Source organism: Devosia nitrariae (genome assembly GCF_030160115.1).
GTDB lineage: Bacteria > Pseudomonadota > Alphaproteobacteria > Rhizobiales > Devosiaceae > Devosia > Devosia nitrariae.
Genome location: NZ_BSNS01000011.1, coordinates 232199 through 252565, shown reverse-complemented (window position 1 = coordinate 252565; position 20367 = coordinate 232199). Strand labels below are relative to the sequence as shown.

Sequence of the window (20367 nt, the reverse complement as noted above, 5' to 3'; positions counted from 1 at the left end):
TCTCTTTATCAGATAGTCAAAAATCTTCTCAATCGACCGCGGGAGTGCGGCATGGGGGCAAGCGGCTCGACTTGGGCCACCCAGGGCACGGCAGACACTGGGCCGACCTCGCAAACGCTTGCCGGCGGTGGCCCGGCCGCGCCGGAAGGCACCGCCGGCGCCGATCCCGTTCGACGCGCCGCCCACACCGTCGCCGGACTCTTCACCCCAGTGCTGCCACACGCCCCCGGCGCCAGGATCATTTGCGGTACGGCCGAACCGGCATTGCTTGGACCGGCATTTTCCGGATTCACTGCAGCCAGTGTTGCCGGATGCAGTGCCCGTCCCAATCGCGCCTATGAGCGATGTCTGGGAGAGGCGGTTGAATACCTGTCGCAACTGAGCCCGGATAAGGACCGGCTGCGGCAGGGCGAAGGCGTCGCCGCGACTGACCTGCGAACCGGCGGCGGAGCCATGGTGCCGGCCGAAATTTGCTTGCGCACACGCGACAGCCAGAAGCGGCGGATCGGCTCGGGGTGCGCCGCGGGCCGCACTGCGGCCGAAGCCGCCTCGTCGGGGCTATGGGAGCTCGTCGAGCGGGATGCCCTCGTGTCGTGGTGGTATGAGGGTCATGCTCCACGCCCGCTGGATCGACGGGCAGCGTCCGGCGCCGAGCAATACCTGCAGCTTCTGCGTGGCGGAGCCGGCGGACGGCGGACGATCCTTATCGATATTTCCGCTCATCCGGATCTCCCGGCAGTCGCCGCCTGCTCGTTCGGCCCCGATGGCAAGGGCTTTGTCGCGGGCTTTGCCGCGCACGCCGATACCCTGGTCGCCGCGCGCAAGGCCATCCGCGAGCTGATGCAGATGGAGTTCGGCCTGCTTCTGGTCGAAGCGAAGGTCTCCGCTGGCCTGCCGTTGAACGAGGACGAGCTGCGCCAGCGGCGGCGCGCCGATGTCTCGGTCGATCATCCTGCACTGGCGGTCCGGGGCGGCGCACGAGACAGCGTTCCGTCAAGCTCGCCTGAGGAATTGCTCGAACGGGGACTTGCGGCCGTTCCCGGGCCGGTCCATGCCGTTGACCTCACGCGCGCGGATTTCGGCATCCCGGTCGCCAAGATCGTCGCGCCGGCACTGCGGGAGGTCCCCCGCGATGCGCACGACGTGGGGCTTCTCTGATGGCGCGCGCCCTGGCACAGGCGACCGAGAGCAACACGGCATCGGTGGCCCACTTCGAGCTCTTCGGCGCATTGCGGTTATGGATCAACGGCCAACCGCCGACGATCAGGGGCAGAAAATCGCGGGCGCTGCTGGCCTATCTGGCTTTGACGCCGCAGCAATCGGCCAGTCGCGTACGACTCGCCGGCTTGCTCTGGAGCGACAAGACCGACAGCGAATCTCAGGTCTCGCTGCGTCAGCAGTTGATGAGTTTGCGACGTGACCTCAACGGCTTCGGGCAGGACATCCTGAAGTCCGACCGGCTCAACATCTGGCTGGACGGCGGCTCGGTAACCTCCGACATCGGTCAGATGCTGGCAGCGATCTCTGCGGGCGATGTTCCCGAGGCGCTGGTCGACCGCAAGGGCCTCGCCGATGAGTTCCTCAGCGATCTGGACGTCGTCGACGGCGCCTTCGACTACTGGCGCTCGATACAGCGCGAATCCTTTCGCGAACAACTTCTGACGAAACTCTCGGCCCTGGCCTCCGGCAAGACGAGTGCACAACGCCGGCACCAGGCCGCCATTGCCATTCGCAATCTCGACCCGACCAATGAAGAGGCCTGCCGGGTGCTGATGCAGTACCACGCGGCCCTCGGCGAGATCCCGACGGCATTGCGCATCTACAACGAATTGTGGACCCTGCTCGACGAGGAGTTCGACCTCGAGCCGGCCGAGGAGACCCAGGCGCTGGTCGCACGTATCAAGCTGGGCGAGGCAGCGCCGATCCAGTTGCCGACAGAGGCTGCGCCGGGCGAGACGGCGCCGCAGACCGGGCACGTGCTTATTCTCGTGGAACCCTTCGGGAACGAAGACCTCAGCGAGGCATCGCATCGCCGGATCGCGGGCCTACGCAACGAACTGATCGGCGCCCTCACCCGTTTTCGCGACTGGTCGGTCCGCGAGGCAGGCCCCGGCCTTGACGAAGAGACCGCCGCCGCGCGGCGGGCTTATGACATCGCCGCGACCGGACTGCAGGAGGATGGTGAACTCTACCTCTCTCTGGTCGTGCGCCGTCATGCCGACAAGACTTATCTGTGGAGCCAGCAGCTCTCGGTTCAGGTCGAGCACTGGGCGGCGGCCAAGCTCGCCATCATCCGCCGCATCGCCAGTTCGCTCGATGTTCACATCTCGGCCGAACGACTGGCGCGCATCGCTGCCCTTCCAGACCAGAATCTCGACGTCTATGACCGCTGGCTCAGGGCCAACGGCTTCATCTTCCGCTGGCAGCCCAATGATGAGATCCGCGCCGAGGCGATCTTCCGCTCGATTCTTGTCGACACGCAGAACTTTGCGCCGGCCTATGTCGGGCTGGTGCAGATCCTCAACACGCGCCACCACATCTTCCCCGGCGTCATGCGTGATACCGAACGGGCGATGGAAGCGCTCGAGTTCGCCAAGACGGCGGTGCGACTGGATCCGTTGGATTGCCGCACCCAGCTTTGTCTCGCCTGGTCGCATATACTCAACGGCAATTACCAGCACGCCCTGTTTGCCTACGACCTGGCGCTCGAACTCAATCAGAACGATCCCTGGACGCTGACCTCCTGTGCACAAGGCCTTTCCTATTGCGGGGAAAAGCTGCGGGCGCGCCAGATTGCGGCACGGGCGCTGGACGTTGCAATCGGCGGCGCACCCATACATTGGTGCTATCAGATGTGCATCCGCTTTCTCGAAGGCGACTACGCCGGCGCCGTCGAGGCCTCTGCGGCGGCCGAGGGAACGGCGTTCTTCGTGCCGGCCTGGCGCGCCGCGGCGCTGGCGCATCTGCGCCAATACGATGCCGCTCGTGCCTCGATGGCAGAGTTCTACCAAGCCGTGTCGGGAAACTGGTACGGGCAGATTTCATGCACGCCGCAGGCGGTGCTCGATTGGCTTTGCCAGAGTTTCCCGATCCGCGCCGAGGCAGACCGGGAGCTCTTGCGGACCGGCATCCTGACCGCCGGCTTGCTGCAACTCACCTGAGACCTTACCGGCACTGCCGCATGGTATAGTCGGCCACGCGGGCGTAGAACTGCCGCTCGGGCGAAAGCAACTCACCGGTCTGGGGGTCGGTCTTGCTCGCCAGCGCCGCGATAACCGGGGGTTGCTCGTATTGGCCGTTCCGGGCGAGGTCGAGGCTCTCGTTGACTTGGCCCTTGGCGGGCAGGCGCAAAATGAACTCGAAATTCTCTCCCGACGGATCGTCATAGCTCTGGACGACGGTCAAGCGGGTGATCTGGGGCGGAAAGGTCACGACCCCGTCGAGCGCTGCGCGCAGATCGTCCATATTCTTGGGCCAGGAGCCTGGTCCGTTGGTCGCCCACTCAACCAGCTTCCTGCCGACCTTCTCATAGTCCGAATAACGCACGGTGGTGAGTTCGTCCCCTGCGGGTCCGAATTCGAGGGGCGGGTACGTTCTCGTCATTGCTTGTGCCTCCCATGGCCATGACTCATGCATCCCCGACCAACACCCCCGGCCGGAGAGACCAGGCACTATCGCTAGGGGCGATCCGTGAGACAACCGTGATTGTCAGTATGTGTTGGGCACGCCGCTGCGCTAGACTTCACGCAAGCTTCACGATGAGCGCGTTTTGCTAGAGCGTTTTCAGCAAAAAACCTGTCCCGGACCTGATCCGGGATGGATGCCACTTTTCGAAAACGCGACAATTCACGAACTACAGCGCCCGTTCTGACTCAATCGGAGCGGGAAAGGCTCTAGGGCCAAGTTGTTTAAAAGGCCGAACGGACAAGGGGGCAGGACCATGGTGGACTTTTGGCGTGCAGTTCGGGCGTGGGGCCTGCCGGTGGCCTTCACTTTGGCAGGGGTGGTGACAGGAATTGGCGCCCCGGCAGAGGAGGAGAGCGTACATGCCGAACACCGCGGCGTTGGCGTCGAGGAGGTGCAGGCGCTCGAAGCATTGCCGCCCGAAAACCTCCCCGACGTCGAAATCCTGCCCGACCGATCATTGTTCGTCCGACACCCGGACTTCCTCGCCGGATTATCCTTTGCTGCCGTCATGGACCAGCTCGCCGCCTCGGCGGAAGTTGCCGACGGCAAGGCCCTGTTCCGGCAATGGTGGTCGACGATCGTGCCGGGCACGGCAGAAGAGGTCGCGGCGGGTCTCGCCTGCCCTGGACTGGGGGTTACGGTCGCAGTTCCGACGCTCAACAGCTTTCCAATGCTCTGCGATCCGCAGTTCGCGGCCATCGCAGCGATCGCCGACCCGCTTGGCGAAACATCCGAAACGCCGCCGTTTCGTATCATTGGCGCCGTCAATCGCATCGACCTGCGCGAGCCGGGTACGGACACGCCCGACTGTGGAGAATATCGGGTGATTACCGCCTGGAACCCGCAATGGCCGGGCTGGCCGGCGCTCGGTGATCCAACGATCGAGATGTTCATGAACTTCGAGGCGATCATTCCCGACAAGGACGGTGACGGTCAGCTATGTGCCGCGATCCAGGAGTTCTGGGCGCGGTTCTCGAATGCGGACACCACCGGCACCATCCCGATCGACGCGGCCGTGGCCGATGCGCTCGCCCGTTTCTACCTCGAGGGCGGGCGGCTGACGCCGGACGGGCGGTTGCTGCCGCCGGACGCGGCGGAAGACGGTTTCGACCTCGGGCCGGTGCTGCACGCCGACAACCTCGGTCGCGACCCCGTGGACGTGCGCGGCCAGATCCGGGTCAATACCAGAACCAGCCAGGTCTGGGTGCTGCGCGAATTCGAGTTCGCCCACGAGGGCGATACGTCCCGGATCGTGGCAATGCCCACAGGCGGCTCGATCGACCCCACGGCCTTTTCCGGCGGAACCCCGGAAAACGCTCGCCTGGCGATCAGTTTGCAGCTGGGCTACGACGATTTCATGGTCCCCGATATCAACCGCTTCCACCTCACGTTCGACGCCAGCATCCAGGCGTCGCAAATGGTCATCCCACGCAACCTAACGCAGATCCCGACGTATACGCGCACGCTGCACATGCCGACCAACGACGTCCGCCGGGTCATCATGGACAAGGCCGGCACGAATCCCAGCATCATCCGCCTTGAGACACTGTCGTGCTCGGGTTGCCACCACAACGTGGCCGATTCCTCGGTGGCGAATTTCGTCGACCACACCGGCCGACCGGTCAAATGGCCGGGCTCGCTCAAATTTACGCACATCAGTCCCGAGCTTGGCACCGACGGCGGTTACGAAATCTCCGACCTCGTCAAATGCACGGCCCTGCCCCATCGCGAAGCGGTGATGCGCGCCGAACTGGGACGGCCTGTCGCCGATCCCACCCCAGAAACCGATCCACCTGCAGGGTGCGAAATCCACTACATCTTCGACGAGTGAGAATTGAACGGGCCTGCATGGCGAAGGTGACATCTTCGCTGCCGCCCCACAGGTGGCTAACGAACTCGCGTCATCGTGGATGTGGATCTGTTCAAGGCCGCGGGCGGATGGACCGTCCGCGGCAGCGCCTAAACTAGTGCTCGATCTCGATGCGCTTGGCGCGCGACTGCGCCTGTGCCGACTTAGGCAAAGTGATGGTCAGGACGCCATTGTTGAAGCGGGCGTCGACCTTGTCCGCCTCGACTTCGTAGCCGAGGGGGATGCGGCGCTCGAAGCGGCCATAATAGCGCTCCGAGAACTGCTTGGCTTTGTCTTCGGCTTCAGATCGCTTCTCGCCGCGCAAAGTGAGCATATCGTTGTCGAGAAGGATCTCGACGTCCTTTTCCTCGAGACCGGGAATCTCGGCGGTCACACGCAACTCAGTGTCGGTCTCCGAAATCTCGAGGCTCGGCCAACCGCCCTCGCCAGAAAATGGCGTAAGATCGGAGAAGCGAGAGCCGAAGCCCCGCAACGCATCATCGAACAACCGGTCCATTTCCCGATGCAGGGAAAGGAGAGGATCCGAGCCTTCATTGCCGTAGATCGAGAGGCCGCGCCCACCGCTGCGGTTCCTTGGTATTAAGTCACGCATTCTCATCTTCCACTCCTTTGGTTCCAGGCGGAAATCGCGATCGGGCGCCTGCTTCCGCCCTCCTCAACAAAACGGATGACAGGGCCTCATGGTTCAGCGTGCGAGGACCGGAGCGACGGTCTTGATATGCCCGCTACGCCGCCATTTTGCGACAGGACTCGGCGCAGTCCCGACAGGCCGTCACGCATTCATCCATGTCGCCGAGGCGCTCGCAGTCGGCCGCACACTCCGCGCAGATTTCCGCACATTCGGCACAGATGCGCTTGTGACGAGGTGAGCCGATCAGCATGAAGGTGGCCGCTGTCTGGCAGATTTCGGCGCAGGTGATCATAAGCGTGAAATGTTCTCTTGCAACGTGCTCGCCACCGAGCTCGAGGCAATGGCCCATCGCGGTGGCAAGGCAGGTCTGGTGGCAGGCGGTGCAGGCATCGATGCAACTGCGTAGCTCCGGATCAAGGTGATGCATGGTGGGTCTCCCGGGACAGGCGAGCTAAATCGGACGAGCAGCTCGTCGGAGACAACCATCGGCCGGGTAACGGGTTCCCGGCCTCGTCCGGCAACGCCAGTCCAATATAGACTCGTTTCGCGGGGTGCTGGCGAATGGCGCGGCGTTCGGCTAAATGCGGTCGTCCGAGGGAGGAAAAGCATGCCGACGCCCGCGACCGTTGCCGTCATCGATATCGGCAAGACCAATGCAAAGGTGGTGCTGATCGACACTGCGCGGGGCGTGCAGATCGACGCGCTTTCGATGCCGAACAAGGTGGTTGAGGGTGCCCCCTATCCGCATGCAGATGTCGACGGCTTGTGGGCTTTTATCCTGGCGTCGCTGAAGACACTCAATGCGCGACACCAGGTGTCGGCTATTTCCATTACCACGCATGGAGCGACAGGGGCGCTGGTCACCGCAGAAGGACTGGCGCTGCCGGTACTCGATTACGAGTATCGGGGGCCAGAGGAAACGGCAGGCGAATACGGCAAGGTGCGGCCCGCCTTTGCCGAGAGCTATTCGCCGCTTCTGCCCGTCGGGCTCAATCTCGGTGCGCAGATCTTCTGGCAGGCGCGGCGGTTCCCGCAAGAGTTCGCGAACGTCACTGCCATCCTTGCTTACCCGCAATACTGGGCCTGGCGGCTGACTGGAGTGATGGCGAGCGAGGTGACCTCGCTCGGCTGCCACACTGACCTCTGGGCGCCGGATCAAAAGACCTTCTCCTCGCTGGTTGCCAAGGAAGGCTGGGGAAGGCTTTTTCCGCCGGTGCGGCCGGCTGCGTCTGTGCTGGGGCCGATCCTGCCGGCAATCGCGGCCGCGACGGGAGTGCCCGACGGCACGCCCGTCGCCTGCGGCATCCACGATTCCAATGCCTCGCTCCTGCCGCATCTCGGCCAGCATGAGACGCCGTTCACGGTCATCTCGACCGGCACGTGGACGATCTGCATGACGGTCGGCGGCTCGACCGCCGGTCTCGATCCCGAGCGCGACAGCCTCGCCAATGTCGACGCCTACGGGCGGCCGGTGCCGACGGCGCGGTTCATGGGCGGACGTGAATTCGATCTGCTGGCCGGTAGCGGCCACCCGCCGGCCGAGGCCGATATCGACAGGGTGATCGAAGAACAGATCCAGGTGCTACCGACTTTCGTGCCGGGTGTCGGGACGTTCCCCAACAGCGAGGGGCGCTGGACGCATTCGCCGGAAAAACTCAACGCCGGCGAGCGGACCGCCGCTGTCTCGCTCTATCTCGCGCTCGTTGCCGAGGCGGCGCTGTCGCTCTGCGGTATCGGGCGCCAGATCATCGTTGAGGGACCGCTGGCGCGGAACGCACTGTTCGGACAGGCGTTGGCCGCGTTGACGGGCGTGGGGGTCACCGCTTCGGCCGATGCAACGGGCACGAGCCTCGGAGCGAGCCTCTTGCTCGCGCCCGTCGGAGGCGAGGCCGAGGAGTCACCGGCGGTTCGCCCGCTCGACCACAAAGGGCTCACGGCCTACAGGCAAGCTTGGCTGGAGCGCGCCAAGGCATAGCTCATCTGCACTGCCGGGGGCTTGTGAGCCAGGTCTGAGCCCTCCATCTCCAGATGAGACCAGGAGGCAGGCGATGACGACGGGCAAGCACAGGGTGGTGATCATCGGGGGCGGATTCGGCGGCTTGGCGGCGGCTCTGGCGCTCAAGGGCGCGGATGCCGAGATCACCATCGTCGACCGGCGCAACCATCACCTCTTCCAACCCCTGCTCTACCAGGTGGCAACGGCCGCGCTCGCCACCTCCGAGATTGCCTGGCCGATCCGCACGATCCTGCGCGACCGGCGCGAGGTGCGCACTGTCCTTGGCACGGTCATCGGCATCGATACCGGGGAACGGCTGGTGCGGATCGAGGACGGCACCGCCCTGCCCTATGACAGCCTGATCCTGGCGACCGGCGCCCGGCATGCCTATTTCGGCCATGACGAATGGGAAGCCAACGCACCTGGCCTCAAGACGCTGGAGGACGCAACCACCATCCGCCGACAGCTCCTCGAGGCGTTCGAGGCGGCCGAGCGCGAGACCGACCCGCAGGCTCGTGCCGCGCTGCTGACTTTCGTCGTGATCGGCGGCGGACCGACCGGGGTCGAAATGGCGGGCGCCATCAGCGAACTCGCCCGCGCTTCGCTGCGCGACGAGTTCCGCACGATCGACCCGCGCGAGGCCAGGGTCTATCTGATCGAAGGTCTGGACCGGGTGCTGCTCGCTTTTGAAAAGGACCTGTCGGCGTACGCAGAAAAGGCGCTCATCGATCTCGGCGTGATCGTCGAGCTCGGGCGGAACGTAACCCAGGTCGACGCCGAAGGCGTGACCTATGGCGACAGGCGCCTTGCCGCCAAAACGGTCATTTGGGCGGCGGGCGTGCAGGCATCTCCTGCCGCCAAATGGTTGGGGGCCGAGGCCGACAAAGCCGGACGCATCCGCGTCGAACCGGACCTGACGGTACCGGGACATCCTGAGATCTTCGCCGTCGGCGACACCGCGACCATCACCATGCCGGACGGTAAGCCGGTGCCCGGCATCGCCAACGCGGCCAAGCAGGCCGGCGAGCATGCGGCGCGCATCATCAGGGCGCGGGTTATGGGCGACACAGCGCCGAAGCCCTTCGCCTACAAGCACCGCGGCAGCCTTGCGACCATCGGCAAGCGGGCCGCGGTGATCGATTTCGGCTGGATCAAGCTCAAGGGCTGGATCGCCTGGTGGGTGTGGGGCCTTGCCCACATCTATTTCCTCATCGACGCCAAGAACCGCTTCTCGGTGGCGCTGAGCTGGCTGTGGATTTACCTCACCGGCCGGCGAAGCGCCCGGCTGATCACGCAGGGCCCGGCCGAGAAGACGGCGCCGCTCAAGGAAGTGACCAAGACGGAGGGATAGTTGGAGGGCGCATAGTTACGCGTATACTATGCGCAGAGGAGTTTGCACCATGCCCGGGTCCCGCCGCCGCGCTACTAACATTACGCTCGATGCAGACCTTCTGGCAGAAGCGCGTGCACTGAATCTGGGCATTCCTCGCGCCGCGGAAGCTGGGCTATCCGAGGCGGTCCGCAAAGAAAAAGAGCGGCGCTGGCTGGAAGAGAACGCGGACGCGATCGAGAGCTTCAACCGCTACATCGAGGAACACGGCCTACCCCTCGAAAAATACAGGCCTTGGTAGTCCTTGGCACGATTTGATGTCTTCTCCGGCCCTGACGGGGCACTTCTGGTCGACGTGCAGGCGGACTTGGTCGCCAGGATGGCAACAAGGGTGGTGGTTCCACTTTTGCCAGTAGACCGGGCTCCCCCCACCAATCGGTCGACTAAATCCTGTTTTCGAGCTCGATAGCGACCGCTATGTGCTCTTTCCGCAGCTCATCAGCGCGGTGGCACAGTCCGCTCTGTGCACCCCATAGGCAATCTCAGGAACCGACGCGACGAGATCGCGGCCGCTCTCAGCATGCTGCTTTACGGCTTCTAGCCCACCGGCTCGACCGCTGCACGTGAGAGCAGGCGCTCGCGCAGCCAGATGTAAAGGCCCGAGCCGATGACGATGGGGGCGCCGACATAGAGCCAGACGTCGGGGGGCTGGGCGAAGATCAGCCAGCTTGCGGCCGTGAGGTAGATGATCTGCAGGTAGGCGAAGGGTGCGAGGACCGTTGCCGGTGCCAGGCGGTGCGCGACGGTCGTTAGCTGATGGCCCACATAGCCGGCAAGGCCGATGCCCACGAACGCCAGCCAGTCGACCGGGCGCGTGGGCCAGTGCCAGTCGGCTAGGGCGAAGGGCGCGAGGACCGCGGTGGCCATGACGGCACCGTAAAACTGCTGGGTCGCGGCAGAGTCGACGCCCGCAAGACGCCGCGTCAGCAGGAAGTAGAGGGCCGAAAAGAACGCGCCGGCAAGCGAGAGGATGGCGGCGGGGTGAAAGGCCTCGGTGCCCGGGCGCACGATGATGAGGATGCCGATGAAGCCGACGGCTATGGCTGTCCACCGGCGCCAGCCGACCTGTTCGCCAAGGAGCGGCACCGAGAGGGCGCAGACGATCAGGGGCATGGTAAAGAGGATGGAGCCGGTGATCGTCAGCGGCAGGAAGCGCACGGCGGTGAGGTTGCAGAGCGAGGAGCCGAGGAGCGCGGCAGCGCGCAGTACCTCGAACTTGAAGTTGCCCGAGCGCAGCAGGTCCATGCGGCGGGTCGGCAGGTAGACGGCCGAGACGATGCCGAGATGGATGGCATAGCGGGCAAAGACGATCTGCATCACCGGCAGGCCGGCAAGGCCGAGCCATTTGGCCGAGGAGTCTATGCCGGTGAACATCAGATAGGCCAGCAGCACGAGGCCGATGCCCAGAAGGCTGCGCTCCTCGACGGGCGCGACGGTGGCATTCATTGGGTTATTCCGATGCGCGCGAGGAAAATGCAGCGCTTGGGCTAGGCTTCGGGGATCATGGCGGGGAAGTCAAGGCGGCACTACCGGCCAGACAATGCAGAGTGCACGGTGCGTGCGTCTCCCTCCCCCGTGTGGGGAGGGCAGCGCAGCTTGGGGCAGCAAGGCACCTAGCGAAGCTGGGTGGGGGTGTGCCGCGGCAAATTCGATGCCGCGGTTCCCGCCGAGAGTCACCCCGACCCTTAATCCCTCCCCACAAGGGGGGAGAGGCAGGAGCCGCAAGGCTAGTAGTCATCTATTGGTGCCAATCAGAACGTCTGCGACAGCCCAGAAACTTTGAGGCTCCTGGCCAGCTCGTCCGCCGACACCCTGGTGCCGAGGCGCGGGGTGAAGGTGAGAACGGTCTTGCGGCCGGGCAAAAGTGTGACCGCATTGTCGGAGAAATAGCCCGGCACGTCGACAGTGGCGGTGACGAAGAGCGCGGGTTTGTCGGTCTCGAGCGTCAGCACAGGCGTCTCGCCAACCTGCGACCACGCGGTGGTGATCGTCGGGCGAGCGAGCTCATAGGCCTTGTAGGGCTTGGGGAAGTAGTCATTCTCCCCAAGTAGATTGCCGTCCTCATCGGTCCAGGAGAAGAAGAGGAACTCGTCGGCTTCGAGCTTCCTGGCCTTGATCGCCTCGACCTCCTTGGCGGCATCCGGGCCGATCTTGGCCTTGCCCTCGAAGAGCGTGCGCGCGCCGCCGCCGATCCTGACCGCCTGCACCTCGAGGTAGATTTCTTGTTTTTCAGCGGTGTCGTTGACGGCTTTGAGAACTATCTCCGTCGGCATAGACTCAACGGCTAGTCCGCGCGAGTTGGTGCGCACCTCGGCCTCACGCGGCACGGCAACGACGTTGACGGGCAGATAGAAGCGCTTGGCCATGTAGTGCAGCAGCTTCCACTGACCGCCATAGTCGAGGCTCGACCAGCTGGCGACGGGCCAGATGTCGTTGATCTGCCAGAAAAGCGTGCCCATGCAGCGCGGCTTGGTCGAGCGCCAGTGCTCGATGGCGGTCTTGATGGCGAGACCCTGTTGCACCTGGGAGAGGAACACCATCTGCTCGAAGTTCTTCGGGAACCGGAAGTAGCGGCACATGGTCTCCAGGATACGGGCGTTGCCGCCGTCGTTCCGCTGATGATTCTCCATCACCGGCGAGGACGGGTTGCGGTCCTTTTCTTCGGCGAAGGTCTCGACGATGTTCATCGAGGTGAAGGACTGGAAGCCGAACTCGGAGGCAAAGCGCGGATTGACCGTGCGGTAGGCCTCGAAGGACTTGGCCGAGTGCCAGACGTCCCAATAGTGGGTGTCGCCGCGTGTGTCGGCATGCCAGCCATCGGAGAAATCGAGGTAACCCATCGAGGGCGAGGACGGCCAGAAGCGGCGGTCCGGATCCTCGTCCTCGACGATGTTGCCGAGCATGCTGTTGAGCCGGTCGTAGTTGGCAACGTAGCGCTCGGGGGCGGCGCGGGTCTCGGGATACCAGGAGAGCGAGCCGATCACCTCGTTGTCGCCGCACCAAAGGGCGATCGAGGCGTGGTGGGAGAGACGGCGGACCTGCTGGGTGATCTCATTGCGCACGCTGTCCAGGAACTTGCGGTCCGACGGGTAGCTCATGCAGGCGAACATGAAATCGTGCCAGAGAAGGAGGCCGAGCTCGTCGCAGAGTTCGTAGAAGAAGTCGGGCTCGTATTGGCCGCCGCCCCAGATGCGCAGCATGTTCATGTTGGCGGCCTTGGCGCTTTCCAGCAGGTCGCGCACGACGGCGGGCGTGATGCGCGATGGGATTGCGTCGGCGGGGATCCAGTTGGCGCCCATCATGGTGATGTCGCGCCCATTGATGCGGCATTTGAACGTGTGGTCGATCTCGTCGGGCTCCACCACCCATTCGAGCTTGCGCAGACCGATCTTGCGGCGGGTGACTTCGCCCTCGAGGCTGGTCACCAGCTCATAAAGCGGCTGTTCACCCTGCCCAGCCGGCCACCAGAGCCGCGGCTCCCCGATGGTGACGTTATGGGTAAAGACGTTCTCACCCTTGGTGACCACCACCTTGTCGGTGATCGTCTGGCCGTCGATCTCATGCTGAAGCTCCACCTCGCCATGTGCGAAGGCGAAGAGACGGGTCTTGATGGTCAATTCGACCGAATTCTTGCCGTGAGCCTGCGCGACCTCGACGCTCTCCTGCCGGGCGAGACGGGATTTGCGTAGGCTCATGGTGCCATAGACGCCCGTCGGCATCAGGCAGATGCCCCAATCCCAGCCGGCGTGGCAGGCGGCCTTGCGCACGAAGTTCATGTGCACGCCTTCGAGCCCGTTGGTCTGGTAGTTCTTGGTGAAGGGGATGGGGAACGGATGCGCCTCGGCGCGCGCCCTGGCGATATCGCGGGTGACGGCGAACTCGATTTTCAGGTGGTTCTCGCCCTCGCGCACCTTGCCGGTGACGTCGATATCGTACCGCACGAAGGCGTTGTCGGCGTCGAGGATCGCCTCGCCATTGAGACGGACGGTGGCGATGCAGTCGATCTCGGAAAGAGTCAGCGTCAGATAGGCGTCGATGTCGGCGGCCGAAGCGGTGAAGCTGCGCTCGACGGTCCAGGGTGTGCGGTTGACCCACATCACCGCCTTCTCGTTTTCACCGAAATAGGGATCGGGAATGATCTCGGCGGCAAGCAGGGCGGTGTGCACGTCGCCGGGGAGCGCAATGGATGTCCGCACGTCCTTTTCGGGCGACGATAGGTCGAAGGTGCCGCTCAGGTCGAGCGCGGAATAGGTCATGAGTCTCCTCCGGGGCGCCGGCTGGAGGGTAATGCCGGCAAGGGGCTGTGGCTGTCCGCGTCCGGCCGATCGCGGAGCCGAAGGTCCATGCAATCGATTTCACCGGCGCTTTGAGTCTTTCTAGAAGGAGTCCATCGGAAAGCCAATGGGCCCCTCTCCCATGCCGGCGGGCACCCGCAGCTTGCGTGCGACGCGCGGGCACCCCAAATCAACTGCATTGGGACAAGGGAGGAGATCATGAACGAAACGACGAGCGAAACGGACAACCCGCAACTGCCGGTACTGCCGCCGGTGCTTTTGCTCGGTGCCGTGGCGGTGGCGATCGTGCTGGACTGGACGCCGCTGCGCTTTCTCAGCCCGCCGGTCGGGTTCAATCTGCAGGTCCTGGCGGGCCTGGTGCTGACCGCCGGCGGCTTCTGGCTGGCCTGGAGCGCCCGCGCGCTGTTCGAGCGCGAGGGCACCAATGTCATACCGACGCAGCCGACACTCAAGGTGGTCACAAGCGGTCCCTACCGTTACACGCGCAATCCCATGTACCTGGGCATGGTGATCGTGCTGCTGGGCCTCAGCCTCGTCTTCTCGCTCGAATGGGGCGCGATCCTGACGCCGGTCCTGTGGCTGGTGCTCGACCGGATGATCGTCGCCCGCGAGGAGGCTTATCTTTCCCGCAAGTTCGGGGCCGAGTACCAGGCCTTGCTGGCGCGTACGCGGCGCTGGCTCTGACGCGCATCTATCCCCTGTAGCCTCGCGTCGGTGCGCGGCGAGCGGTCCTCCAACTCGACCGCTGCGCAGGGTTGATTGAGTTTGCCGCTTGACATGTGACCATTTAGTCACCTATCGTGTCTCCTGTGGATGCGATCTTCAAGGCGCTCAGTGACCCGACCCGTCGGGCTTTGCTGGACTCGCTGCGCAAGCGGGACGGACAGACCTTGACCGAGCTCGAAGCGGGGCTTGGGATGACGCGTTTTGGGGTAATGAAGCACCTGGCTGTGCTCGAGGACGCCAACCTCGTGATCACGCGCAAGGCAGGCCGCTTCAAGTACCACTACCTCAACGCGGCGCCCATCCAGGAGGTCGCGGACCGATGGATCGCCCCTTACGCGAAGCCGCTGGCGCGCTTCGCCATGGACTTGAAAAACGTTCTGGAAGGACCCAAACCGATGAGAGAACGCCCGACCTTCGTGCTCGAGACCTTCATCAAGACGACGCCGGAAAAACTCTGGGAGGCGCTGACCAACCCGCAAACGACGTCGCTCTACTATTTCGGCACCAACCTCAAAAGCGACCTCACGCCCGGTGGCCCGTTCCAATACTACAAGCCTGACGGCACGCTGATGCTCGACGGAGAGGTGATCGAGGTCGACCCCATGAAGAAGATCGTCTCGACCTTCATTCCAATCTGGGAGGAGGCGGAGCCGACGCGGGTAACGTTCGACATCGAACCCATGGGCGAGGTGGTCAAGTTCACCATCACCCACCACGACGTCGACAAGACCGCCAAGGGTGTCGCGACCGGCTGGTCGCAGATCGCCTCCTCGCTCAAGAGCCTGCTCGAGACAGGCGTCCCCATCACCTATCCGCAGTCGATGTGACTGCGGTTTCACCAGCGACAGGGAGACTGAGAATGCCGAAATATCTGTTCGGGTACCACGGCGGCGGAACGCCGGAGACGCCGGAAGAGGGCGAAAGGATCATGGCCGCAGGGAACAAATGGTTCGAAGGCCTTGGGCCGGCCGTCGTCGACATCGGCAATCCTATCGGCATGTCCAGGACCATCAACGGCAATGGTTCGGTCAGCGACGGCGGCGGCGTCAATCCGGTCACCGGCTACAGTCTCGTCGAGGCGTCCGATCTCGATGCGGCGGTCGCCATGGCCAAGGGCTGCCCGATCTTCGAGAACGGTGGCTCAATCCAGGTGGGCGAAGCGCTCGAGATGTAGGGCGCGGGGAGGGCGACACTCACCCTGCCCTGCTTCGGAGATCCCGGTTTTGTCGATTGCGCGTCCCGGCGTTCGACCAGGAGCGCGATCATCAACCAGGGAGACCGCAAATGCCGAAATATCTCCTCGCCTATCACGGCGGCGACTTTCCACCGGAAGAGGCGCAGGGCTTGGACGCTGCATGGAAGACATGGATGGACGGCCTCGGCGACAAGGCCATCGACCGTGGCGGGCCACTTGAAGCCTCAAGAACCGTCGGAGCCGGCGGCAGGGTGCTTCAAGACGGCGGGTCCAACCCCGTCACCGGCTACAGCGTCATCGAGGCCGACGACATCGAAGCGGCAATCGTCATCGCCAAGGACTGCCCGCAGATCCGGCCTCCGCACGTGGACGGCACGATCGAAGTGGCCGAACTGATGGACACATGACTAGAGAGCATTTTCCGTTCTGAATGAATCAGAACGGGAGCTCTAAATTATTGGATTGTCGCGCTTTCGAACCGCAAAAGTGGTGTCCACTTTTGCTGAAAGCACTCTAGAGGCGGCGCGGCCGGTCGGCTGCGCCGCTTTACTGTGCGGCGGCCGACTCGGGATCGAGGAAGCCGCCGGACTGGCGTTCCCAGAGGTGAGCATAGTGCCCGCCGAGCTTCAGCAGCTCGGCGTGGGTCCCTTCCTCGATGATGCGGCCCTTGTCGAGGATGATCAGCCGGTCCATGGCGGCGATGGTCGACAATCGATGGGCGATGGCCAGCACGGTCTTCCCGGCCATCAGGGTCTGCAGCTGGCTTTGGATCGCAGCCTCCACCTCGCTATCGAGGGCGGACGTCGCCTCGTCGAGTACCAGGATCGGGGCGTTCTTCAACAGCACGCGGGCGATGGCGACGCGCTGGCGCTGTCCGCCGGACAGTTTGACGCCACGCTCACCCACATGGGCGTCGTAGCCGGTGCGGCCGCGGAAATCGACGAGATCAGCAATGAACTCGTGCGCCTCGGCAAGCTCGGCGGCGCTGGTGATCTCCTCTTCGCTTGCATCCTGCCGGCCATAGGTGAGGTTGGCGCGCACCGACCGGTGGAGCAGCGCGGTATCCTGGGTCACGACGCCGATATTGGTGCGCAGGCTCTCCTGGGTGACTCGGGCGATGTCCTGCCCGTCGATCAGGATGCGGCCGCCTTCGAGTTCATAAAAGCGCAGCAGCAGGCTGACGAGGGTCGACTTGCCGGCGCCCGAGCGGCCGACGATGCCGACGCGCTCCCCGGATGCGATGGTGAAGTCGAGGTTGTCGATGACGCCGCTTTCACGCCCGTAGTGGAACGAGACGTTCTCGAAGCGGATCTCGCCCTTCGAAACGGTAAGCGGCACGGCGTCGGGGGCATCGACCAGATGCAAGGGCTGGGAGATCAGCTCGGCTGCGTTCTGGGCAACGCCGAAATTGCGCATGAGGGAGTTGAGCTGGTTCATCATGCGGCCAAGCAGCATGTTGAGGCGCAAGAGGAGCCCGAGGGTAAAGGCGACGCCGCCGACCGAGACGATGTCCAGGGTCCAGAGGTGAACCGACAGCGCCGCTATGGCGGCGATCATCACGCCCGAGAGCAGGGTCATCGCCGAGCGGAGCGAGGTGACGGTGCGCGTCATCTTGCGCATGGCATCCATGAAGCGGTCGAAGCCGGCGCGCACATAGCGGTCGTCGGTGTCGGCGGTGCCGAAGAGCTTGAGCGTCAGGATGTTGGAGTAGCTGTCGACGATGCGGCCCGACAGCGCCGAGGCATTCTCGGCCGCGGCGGCCGAATAGCCACGCATGCGCGGCACGTAGTAGCGGGCGAGCGCAAAGAACAGCACCACCCAGAGCGCAACCAGCCCCGCCAGGCGCCAGTCGAGCTGGGCGACGAGGATGAGGGTGGTGAGTGTGTAGACCGCCATGAACCAGACGACCTGCACGATGCCGACGACGAAATCGCCGATGGCGCCGCCGCTCTGCCAGACCTTCTGGGCGATGGAGCCGGCAAAATCGTTCTGGAAGAAGGAGAGGCTCTGCCGCGCGACATGGGCGTAGGACTGCCAGCGCACGAGGTTATAAAAACCCATATTGACCGTCTGTTCCTCGACCAGGGCTGCCGCCCAGGCAAAGACAAAGCGGAAGATGACGACCGTTGCCAGCATGAAGAGGAGTTCCCTCCCATGCGCGGCCATCAGCCCTGACCAGCCCTCGGCCCGCGCGGAACTATCGAGCAGATCGACGAGTCGGCCGACGAAATAGAAGAGCCCCGCCTCGATCAGCGCAACGATCCCGCCGAGGGCAAGCATGGCCAGAAACGGGAGTTTGGCCTGGCCGATATAGTGCCAGAAATAGGCGAGCGGCTCCTTGGGAGGCTTGAGGTCGCCTGTCTTGCCGAAGGGATCGATCCAGGCCTCGAAAAGGCTGTTGATGCGGTCGATGAGGGTCATTGGCGATTCCTTGTCCGCACACTGTCGCGCCGGGCGTGCAGCGGGTCCAGTCTTGGCGGGCAAAAGCGTGAAATCGAGGGGGCGGACTCGTCGCCCGCCTCCTTGCTTATTGCGCCGCGACCTCCAGGTCGAGGAAGCCGCCCGACTGGCGTTCCCAAAGCTGGGCATAGTGGCCGCCCGAGGCGAGGAGCTGGGCGTGGGTGCCCTCCTCGACGATGCGGCCCTTTTCCAGCACCACCAGGCGGTCCATGGCGGCAATGGTCGACAAGCGGTGGGCGATGGCGATCACCGTCTTGCCCTGCATCAGGGTCTGCAGTTGCTCCTGGATGGCCGCCTCCACCTCGCTGTCGAGGGCGGAAGTGGCTTCGTCGAGGACCAGGATCGGCGCGTTCTTGAGGAGCACCCGGGCGATGGCGACGCGTTGCCGCTGACCGCCCGAGAGCTTGACCCCCCGCTCGCCCACATGCGCATCGTAGCCGGTGCGACCCTTGGGGTCGGCGAGGCCAGTGATGACATCGTGGACATTCGCCTGCTCGGCAGCGCGGACCATCTCCTCGTCGGTTGCGGACTGGCGCCCGTACTTGATGTTCTCGCGGACCGAGCGATGCAGGAGCGAGGTGTCCTGGCTGACGAGGCCGATGGCCTGCCTGAGGCTCTCCTGCGTCACCTCCCGCACGTCCTCGCCGTCGATACGGATCGATCCGGCCTGCACGTCGAACATGCGCAGGGCCAGGTTGACCAGCGTCGATTTGCCCGAGCCCGAGCGTCCGACGAGGCCGATCTTCTCGCCGGCTTCAACCTTAAGGCTGAACCCGTCGATGACGCTGCCGGCCTTGCCGCGCCAGTAGTTGAAAGAGACCTTGTCGTAGACGAGCTCTCCCTTGTCGACCACCAGCGGCTGGGCGTCGGTCTTGTCGACCATGGTCAGCGGCTGGGCGATCGTCTCCATCGAGTCCCTGACGTTGCCGATCTGGCGGAAGATGCTCGAGCCGATCTCGAGGATCCAGCCGGACATGTTCATGATCTGCAGGACGAAAGGTACGGCGGTCGCGACCGCCGCCGTGCTCAACTGGCCGGCGTTCCAGGCGGCGAGCGCAATCCAGGTGATGGAGACGACGAGCCCGGCGTTCAGCACGAAGAGTGTCGACCACATAAAGGTGAAGACCCTCATGAGCCTGCGGAACTGAACCGTGTGTTCGGTTACCGACTCGGCGACATAGGCGTCTTCGTGGCCGTCGGTGGAGAACGTCTTCAAGGTCTGGATGTTGGTATAGCTGTCGACGATCCGTCCGGTCATGACCGACTTGGCCTCCGAGAGCTCCTCGGAATAGCGGGCGATCAGCGGCATGGTGATGACGAAAAGCACGGCATAGAGCAGTCCCCATGCCGCCATCGGTACCAGCAGCATCGGGTCCATACCGGCCATCACGATGACAGCCACCACCAGGAAGACAAGCGCGTACCAGGCCGCGTCTATGGCCAGGTTCACCGCCGTCTCGATGGATTCGCCCGCCTGCATGATCTTGTTGGCGATGCGGCCGGCGAAATCGTTCTGAAAGAACGTCCAGCTCTGGCGGATGACGTGCCAGTGGCTCTGCCAACGAACGATGTTGACGAGGTTGGGGATGATGGCGTGGTTGCGCACCAGCGTATCGAGGAAGAAGGCCGTGGGACGCACGACCACCACGACGCCGATCATCACCAGGAAGATCGGCCAGTGGGTCGAGAATATCTCGCCCGGCGGCGTCGAGGACAGCATGCCCACGATGAGCCCGACGAAGATCGGCATCATCGCATCGGCTACCGAACCGATGGCGACCAGCAGGAAGCGCACGATAAAGACGGCGCGGAACTGATCGAGGAAGTAGATGAAGAAGGCTTTGAGGCCCAGGGGCGGCTGCCGGTTTTCGGCGAGCGCGGTGGGCGAGTAGAGATGGTCGAAAAACGACGTGACGCGGTTGAACATTGTTGTTGCTCGTTGCTTGCGCGCGAGAAGACTCGCGACGCGCTTACAAAAAGCCGCGCCTGATCGTGGATGGTCGGGATCAGGTTCGGAGTCGGTCCAGCGGATGGCGGGCGGCGGGGTTAGTCAGATTGATCGCGATGTCTCCCATGGGAGTCTCCTTTGCGTTGAATCGTGTGGGTGAAGTAAGGGG

The 20367-nt window shown here is 64.0% G+C and carries 18 protein-coding genes; 11 read left to right on the top strand and 7 right to left on the bottom strand.

Translation table 11 applies throughout. The annotated features are described in order from the left end of the window. Window positions 1-51 precede the first annotated feature (51 nt). On the top strand, window positions 52-1158 hold the full coding sequence (locus QQK18_RS11740; protein WP_284340528.1) for a YcaO-like family protein: 1107 nt from the start codon (window positions 52-54) through the stop codon (window positions 1156-1158). Next, window positions 1158-3161, top strand: coding sequence for an AfsR/SARP family transcriptional regulator (locus QQK18_RS11735; RefSeq protein ID WP_284340527.1), 2004 nt, complete (start codon window positions 1158-1160; stop codon window positions 3159-3161). Before QQK18_RS11740 ends, QQK18_RS11735 begins: the two co-directional genes overlap by 1 nt. 4 nt (window positions 3162-3165) lie before the next feature. Here the strand turns inward: QQK18_RS11735 and QQK18_RS11730 are convergent, their stop codons facing one another. Then, on the bottom strand, window positions 3166-3603 hold the full coding sequence (locus QQK18_RS11730; protein ID WP_284340526.1) for a hypothetical protein: 438 nt from the start codon (window positions 3601-3603) through the stop codon (window positions 3166-3168). A 337-nt stretch (window positions 3604-3940) separates the two neighbouring features. On the opposite strand from QQK18_RS11730, the gene QQK18_RS11725 reads away from it, so the two are divergent. After that, window positions 3941-5518 carry a hypothetical protein gene (locus QQK18_RS11725; protein ID WP_284340525.1) on the top strand — a complete coding sequence of 526 codons (1578 nt, stop codon included), beginning with the start codon at window positions 3941-3943 and terminating at the stop codon, window positions 5516-5518. Between the two features lie 133 nt (window positions 5519-5651). On the opposite strand, the gene QQK18_RS11720 is transcribed toward QQK18_RS11725, so the two are convergent. Beyond that, the gene (locus QQK18_RS11720; protein ID WP_284340524.1) at window positions 5652-6155 is read right to left on the bottom strand and encodes an Hsp20/alpha crystallin family protein; all 504 of its coding nucleotides are present in this window, start codon (window positions 6153-6155) and stop codon (window positions 5652-5654) included. A 127-nt stretch (window positions 6156-6282) separates the two neighbouring features. Then, a complete protein-coding gene (locus tag QQK18_RS11715; protein ID WP_284340523.1) occupies window positions 6283-6615 on the bottom strand; it encodes a four-helix bundle copper-binding protein in 333 nt (110 codons plus the stop codon). Window positions 6616-6795: 180 nt separating this feature from the next. Here QQK18_RS11715 and QQK18_RS11710 point away from each other — a divergent pair, with 180 nt between their 5' ends. From QQK18_RS11710 to QQK18_RS27545, 4 genes are all read left to right on the top strand, one after another. After that, entirely contained in the window at window positions 6796-8163 is a 1368-nt protein-coding gene (locus tag QQK18_RS11710) for an FGGY-family carbohydrate kinase (RefSeq protein WP_284340522.1), read from the top strand. Window positions 8164-8236: 73 nt separating this feature from the next. Then, a complete protein-coding gene (locus QQK18_RS11705; RefSeq protein ID WP_284340521.1) occupies window positions 8237-9535 on the top strand; it encodes an NAD(P)/FAD-dependent oxidoreductase in 1299 nt (432 codons plus the stop codon). A gap of 49 nt (window positions 9536-9584) precedes the next feature. Next, window positions 9585-9815, top strand: a complete 231-nt coding sequence (locus tag QQK18_RS11700) for a type II toxin-antitoxin system CcdA family antitoxin (RefSeq protein ID WP_284340520.1) — start codon at window positions 9585-9587, stop codon at window positions 9813-9815. Between the two features lie 3 nt (window positions 9816-9818). Next, window positions 9819-9983 (top strand): CcdB family protein, encoded by a 165-nt coding sequence (locus tag QQK18_RS27545; RefSeq protein WP_379994442.1) that lies wholly within the window; start codon window positions 9819-9821, stop codon window positions 9981-9983. A 128-nt stretch (window positions 9984-10111) separates the two neighbouring features. On the opposite strand, the gene QQK18_RS11695 is transcribed toward QQK18_RS27545, so the two are convergent. Both QQK18_RS11695 and QQK18_RS11690 read right to left on the bottom strand, forming a co-directional pair. Next, window positions 10112-11020 carry a DMT family transporter gene (locus QQK18_RS11695; protein ID WP_284340519.1) on the bottom strand — a complete coding sequence of 303 codons (909 nt, stop codon included), beginning with the start codon at window positions 11018-11020 and terminating at the stop codon, window positions 10112-10114. A 305-nt stretch (window positions 11021-11325) separates the two neighbouring features. Then, complete coding sequence (locus tag QQK18_RS11690; protein ID WP_284340518.1) at window positions 11326-13830, bottom strand: beta-mannosidase; 2505 nt, start codon at window positions 13828-13830, stop codon at window positions 11326-11328. 237 nt (window positions 13831-14067) lie between these two features. Between QQK18_RS11690 and QQK18_RS11685 the strand changes: the two genes are divergently transcribed. The 4 genes from QQK18_RS11685 (at window position 14068) to QQK18_RS11665 (ending at window position 16197) form a co-directional block, all read left to right on the top strand. Then, entirely contained in the window at window positions 14068-14553 is a 486-nt protein-coding gene (locus tag QQK18_RS11685) for a methyltransferase family protein (RefSeq protein WP_284340517.1), read from the top strand. 116 nt (window positions 14554-14669) lie between these two features. Continuing rightward, window positions 14670-15422: an ArsR/SmtB family transcription factor gene (locus QQK18_RS27415; RefSeq protein ID WP_348523221.1), complete on the top strand. Its 753-nt coding sequence runs from the start codon at window positions 14670-14672 to the stop codon at window positions 15420-15422. A 32-nt stretch (window positions 15423-15454) separates the two neighbouring features. Then, window positions 15455-15769: a YciI family protein gene (locus QQK18_RS11670; RefSeq protein ID WP_284340516.1), complete on the top strand. Its 315-nt coding sequence runs from the start codon at window positions 15455-15457 to the stop codon at window positions 15767-15769. Window positions 15770-15879: 110 nt separating this feature from the next. Beyond that, window positions 15880-16197 carry a YciI family protein gene (locus QQK18_RS11665; protein WP_284340515.1) on the top strand — a complete coding sequence of 106 codons (318 nt, stop codon included), beginning with the start codon at window positions 15880-15882 and terminating at the stop codon, window positions 16195-16197. A gap of 139 nt (window positions 16198-16336) precedes the next feature. Here QQK18_RS11665 and QQK18_RS11660 read toward each other — a convergent pair whose 3' ends face one another. Then, a complete protein-coding gene (locus QQK18_RS11660; RefSeq protein ID WP_284340514.1) occupies window positions 16337-18211 on the bottom strand; it encodes an ABC transporter ATP-binding protein in 1875 nt (624 codons plus the stop codon). Window positions 18212-18317: 106 nt separating this feature from the next. Next, window positions 18318-20177 carry an ABC transporter ATP-binding protein gene (locus QQK18_RS11655; RefSeq protein ID WP_284340513.1) on the bottom strand — a complete coding sequence of 620 codons (1860 nt, stop codon included), beginning with the start codon at window positions 20175-20177 and terminating at the stop codon, window positions 18318-18320. Window positions 20178-20367 lie beyond the last annotated feature (190 nt).

Excerpts from the sequence above, each read along its gene's own strand:
- QQK18_RS11665 (WP_284340515.1), top strand. The coding sequence starts at position 15,880 with ATGCCGAAATATCTCCTCGCCTATCACGGCGGCGACTTTCCACCGGAA.
- QQK18_RS11710 (WP_284340522.1), top strand. The coding sequence starts at position 6,796 with ATGCCGACGCCCGCGACCGTTGCCGTCATCGATATCGGCAAGACCAAT.
- QQK18_RS11690 (WP_284340518.1), bottom strand. The coding sequence starts at position 13,830 with ATGACCTATTCCGCGCTCGACCTGAGCGGCACCTTCGACCTATCGTCG.
- QQK18_RS11700 (WP_284340520.1), top strand. The coding sequence starts at position 9,585 with ATGCCCGGGTCCCGCCGCCGCGCTACTAACATTACGCTCGATGCAGAC.
- QQK18_RS11740 (WP_284340528.1), top strand. The coding sequence starts at position 52 with ATGGGGGCAAGCGGCTCGACTTGGGCCACCCAGGGCACGGCAGACACT.
- QQK18_RS11695 (WP_284340519.1), bottom strand. The coding sequence starts at position 11,020 with ATGAATGCCACCGTCGCGCCCGTCGAGGAGCGCAGCCTTCTGGGCATC.
- QQK18_RS11715 (WP_284340523.1), bottom strand. The coding sequence starts at position 6,615 with ATGCATCACCTTGATCCGGAGCTACGCAGTTGCATCGATGCCTGCACC.
- QQK18_RS11685 (WP_284340517.1), top strand. The coding sequence starts at position 14,068 with ATGAACGAAACGACGAGCGAAACGGACAACCCGCAACTGCCGGTACTG.
- QQK18_RS11725 (WP_284340525.1), top strand. The coding sequence starts at position 3,941 with ATGGTGGACTTTTGGCGTGCAGTTCGGGCGTGGGGCCTGCCGGTGGCC.
- QQK18_RS11655 (WP_284340513.1), bottom strand. The coding sequence starts at position 20,177 with ATGTTCAACCGCGTCACGTCGTTTTTCGACCATCTCTACTCGCCCACC.
- QQK18_RS11730 (WP_284340526.1), bottom strand. The coding sequence starts at position 3,603 with ATGACGAGAACGTACCCGCCCCTCGAATTCGGACCCGCAGGGGACGAA.
- QQK18_RS11705 (WP_284340521.1), top strand. The coding sequence starts at position 8,237 with ATGACGACGGGCAAGCACAGGGTGGTGATCATCGGGGGCGGATTCGGC.
- QQK18_RS11735 (WP_284340527.1), top strand. The coding sequence starts at position 1,158 with ATGGCGCGCGCCCTGGCACAGGCGACCGAGAGCAACACGGCATCGGTG.
- QQK18_RS11720 (WP_284340524.1), bottom strand. The coding sequence starts at position 6,155 with ATGAGAATGCGTGACTTAATACCAAGGAACCGCAGCGGTGGGCGCGGC.
- QQK18_RS11660 (WP_284340514.1), bottom strand. The coding sequence starts at position 18,211 with ATGACCCTCATCGACCGCATCAACAGCCTTTTCGAGGCCTGGATCGAT.
- QQK18_RS11670 (WP_284340516.1), top strand. The coding sequence starts at position 15,455 with ATGCCGAAATATCTGTTCGGGTACCACGGCGGCGGAACGCCGGAGACG.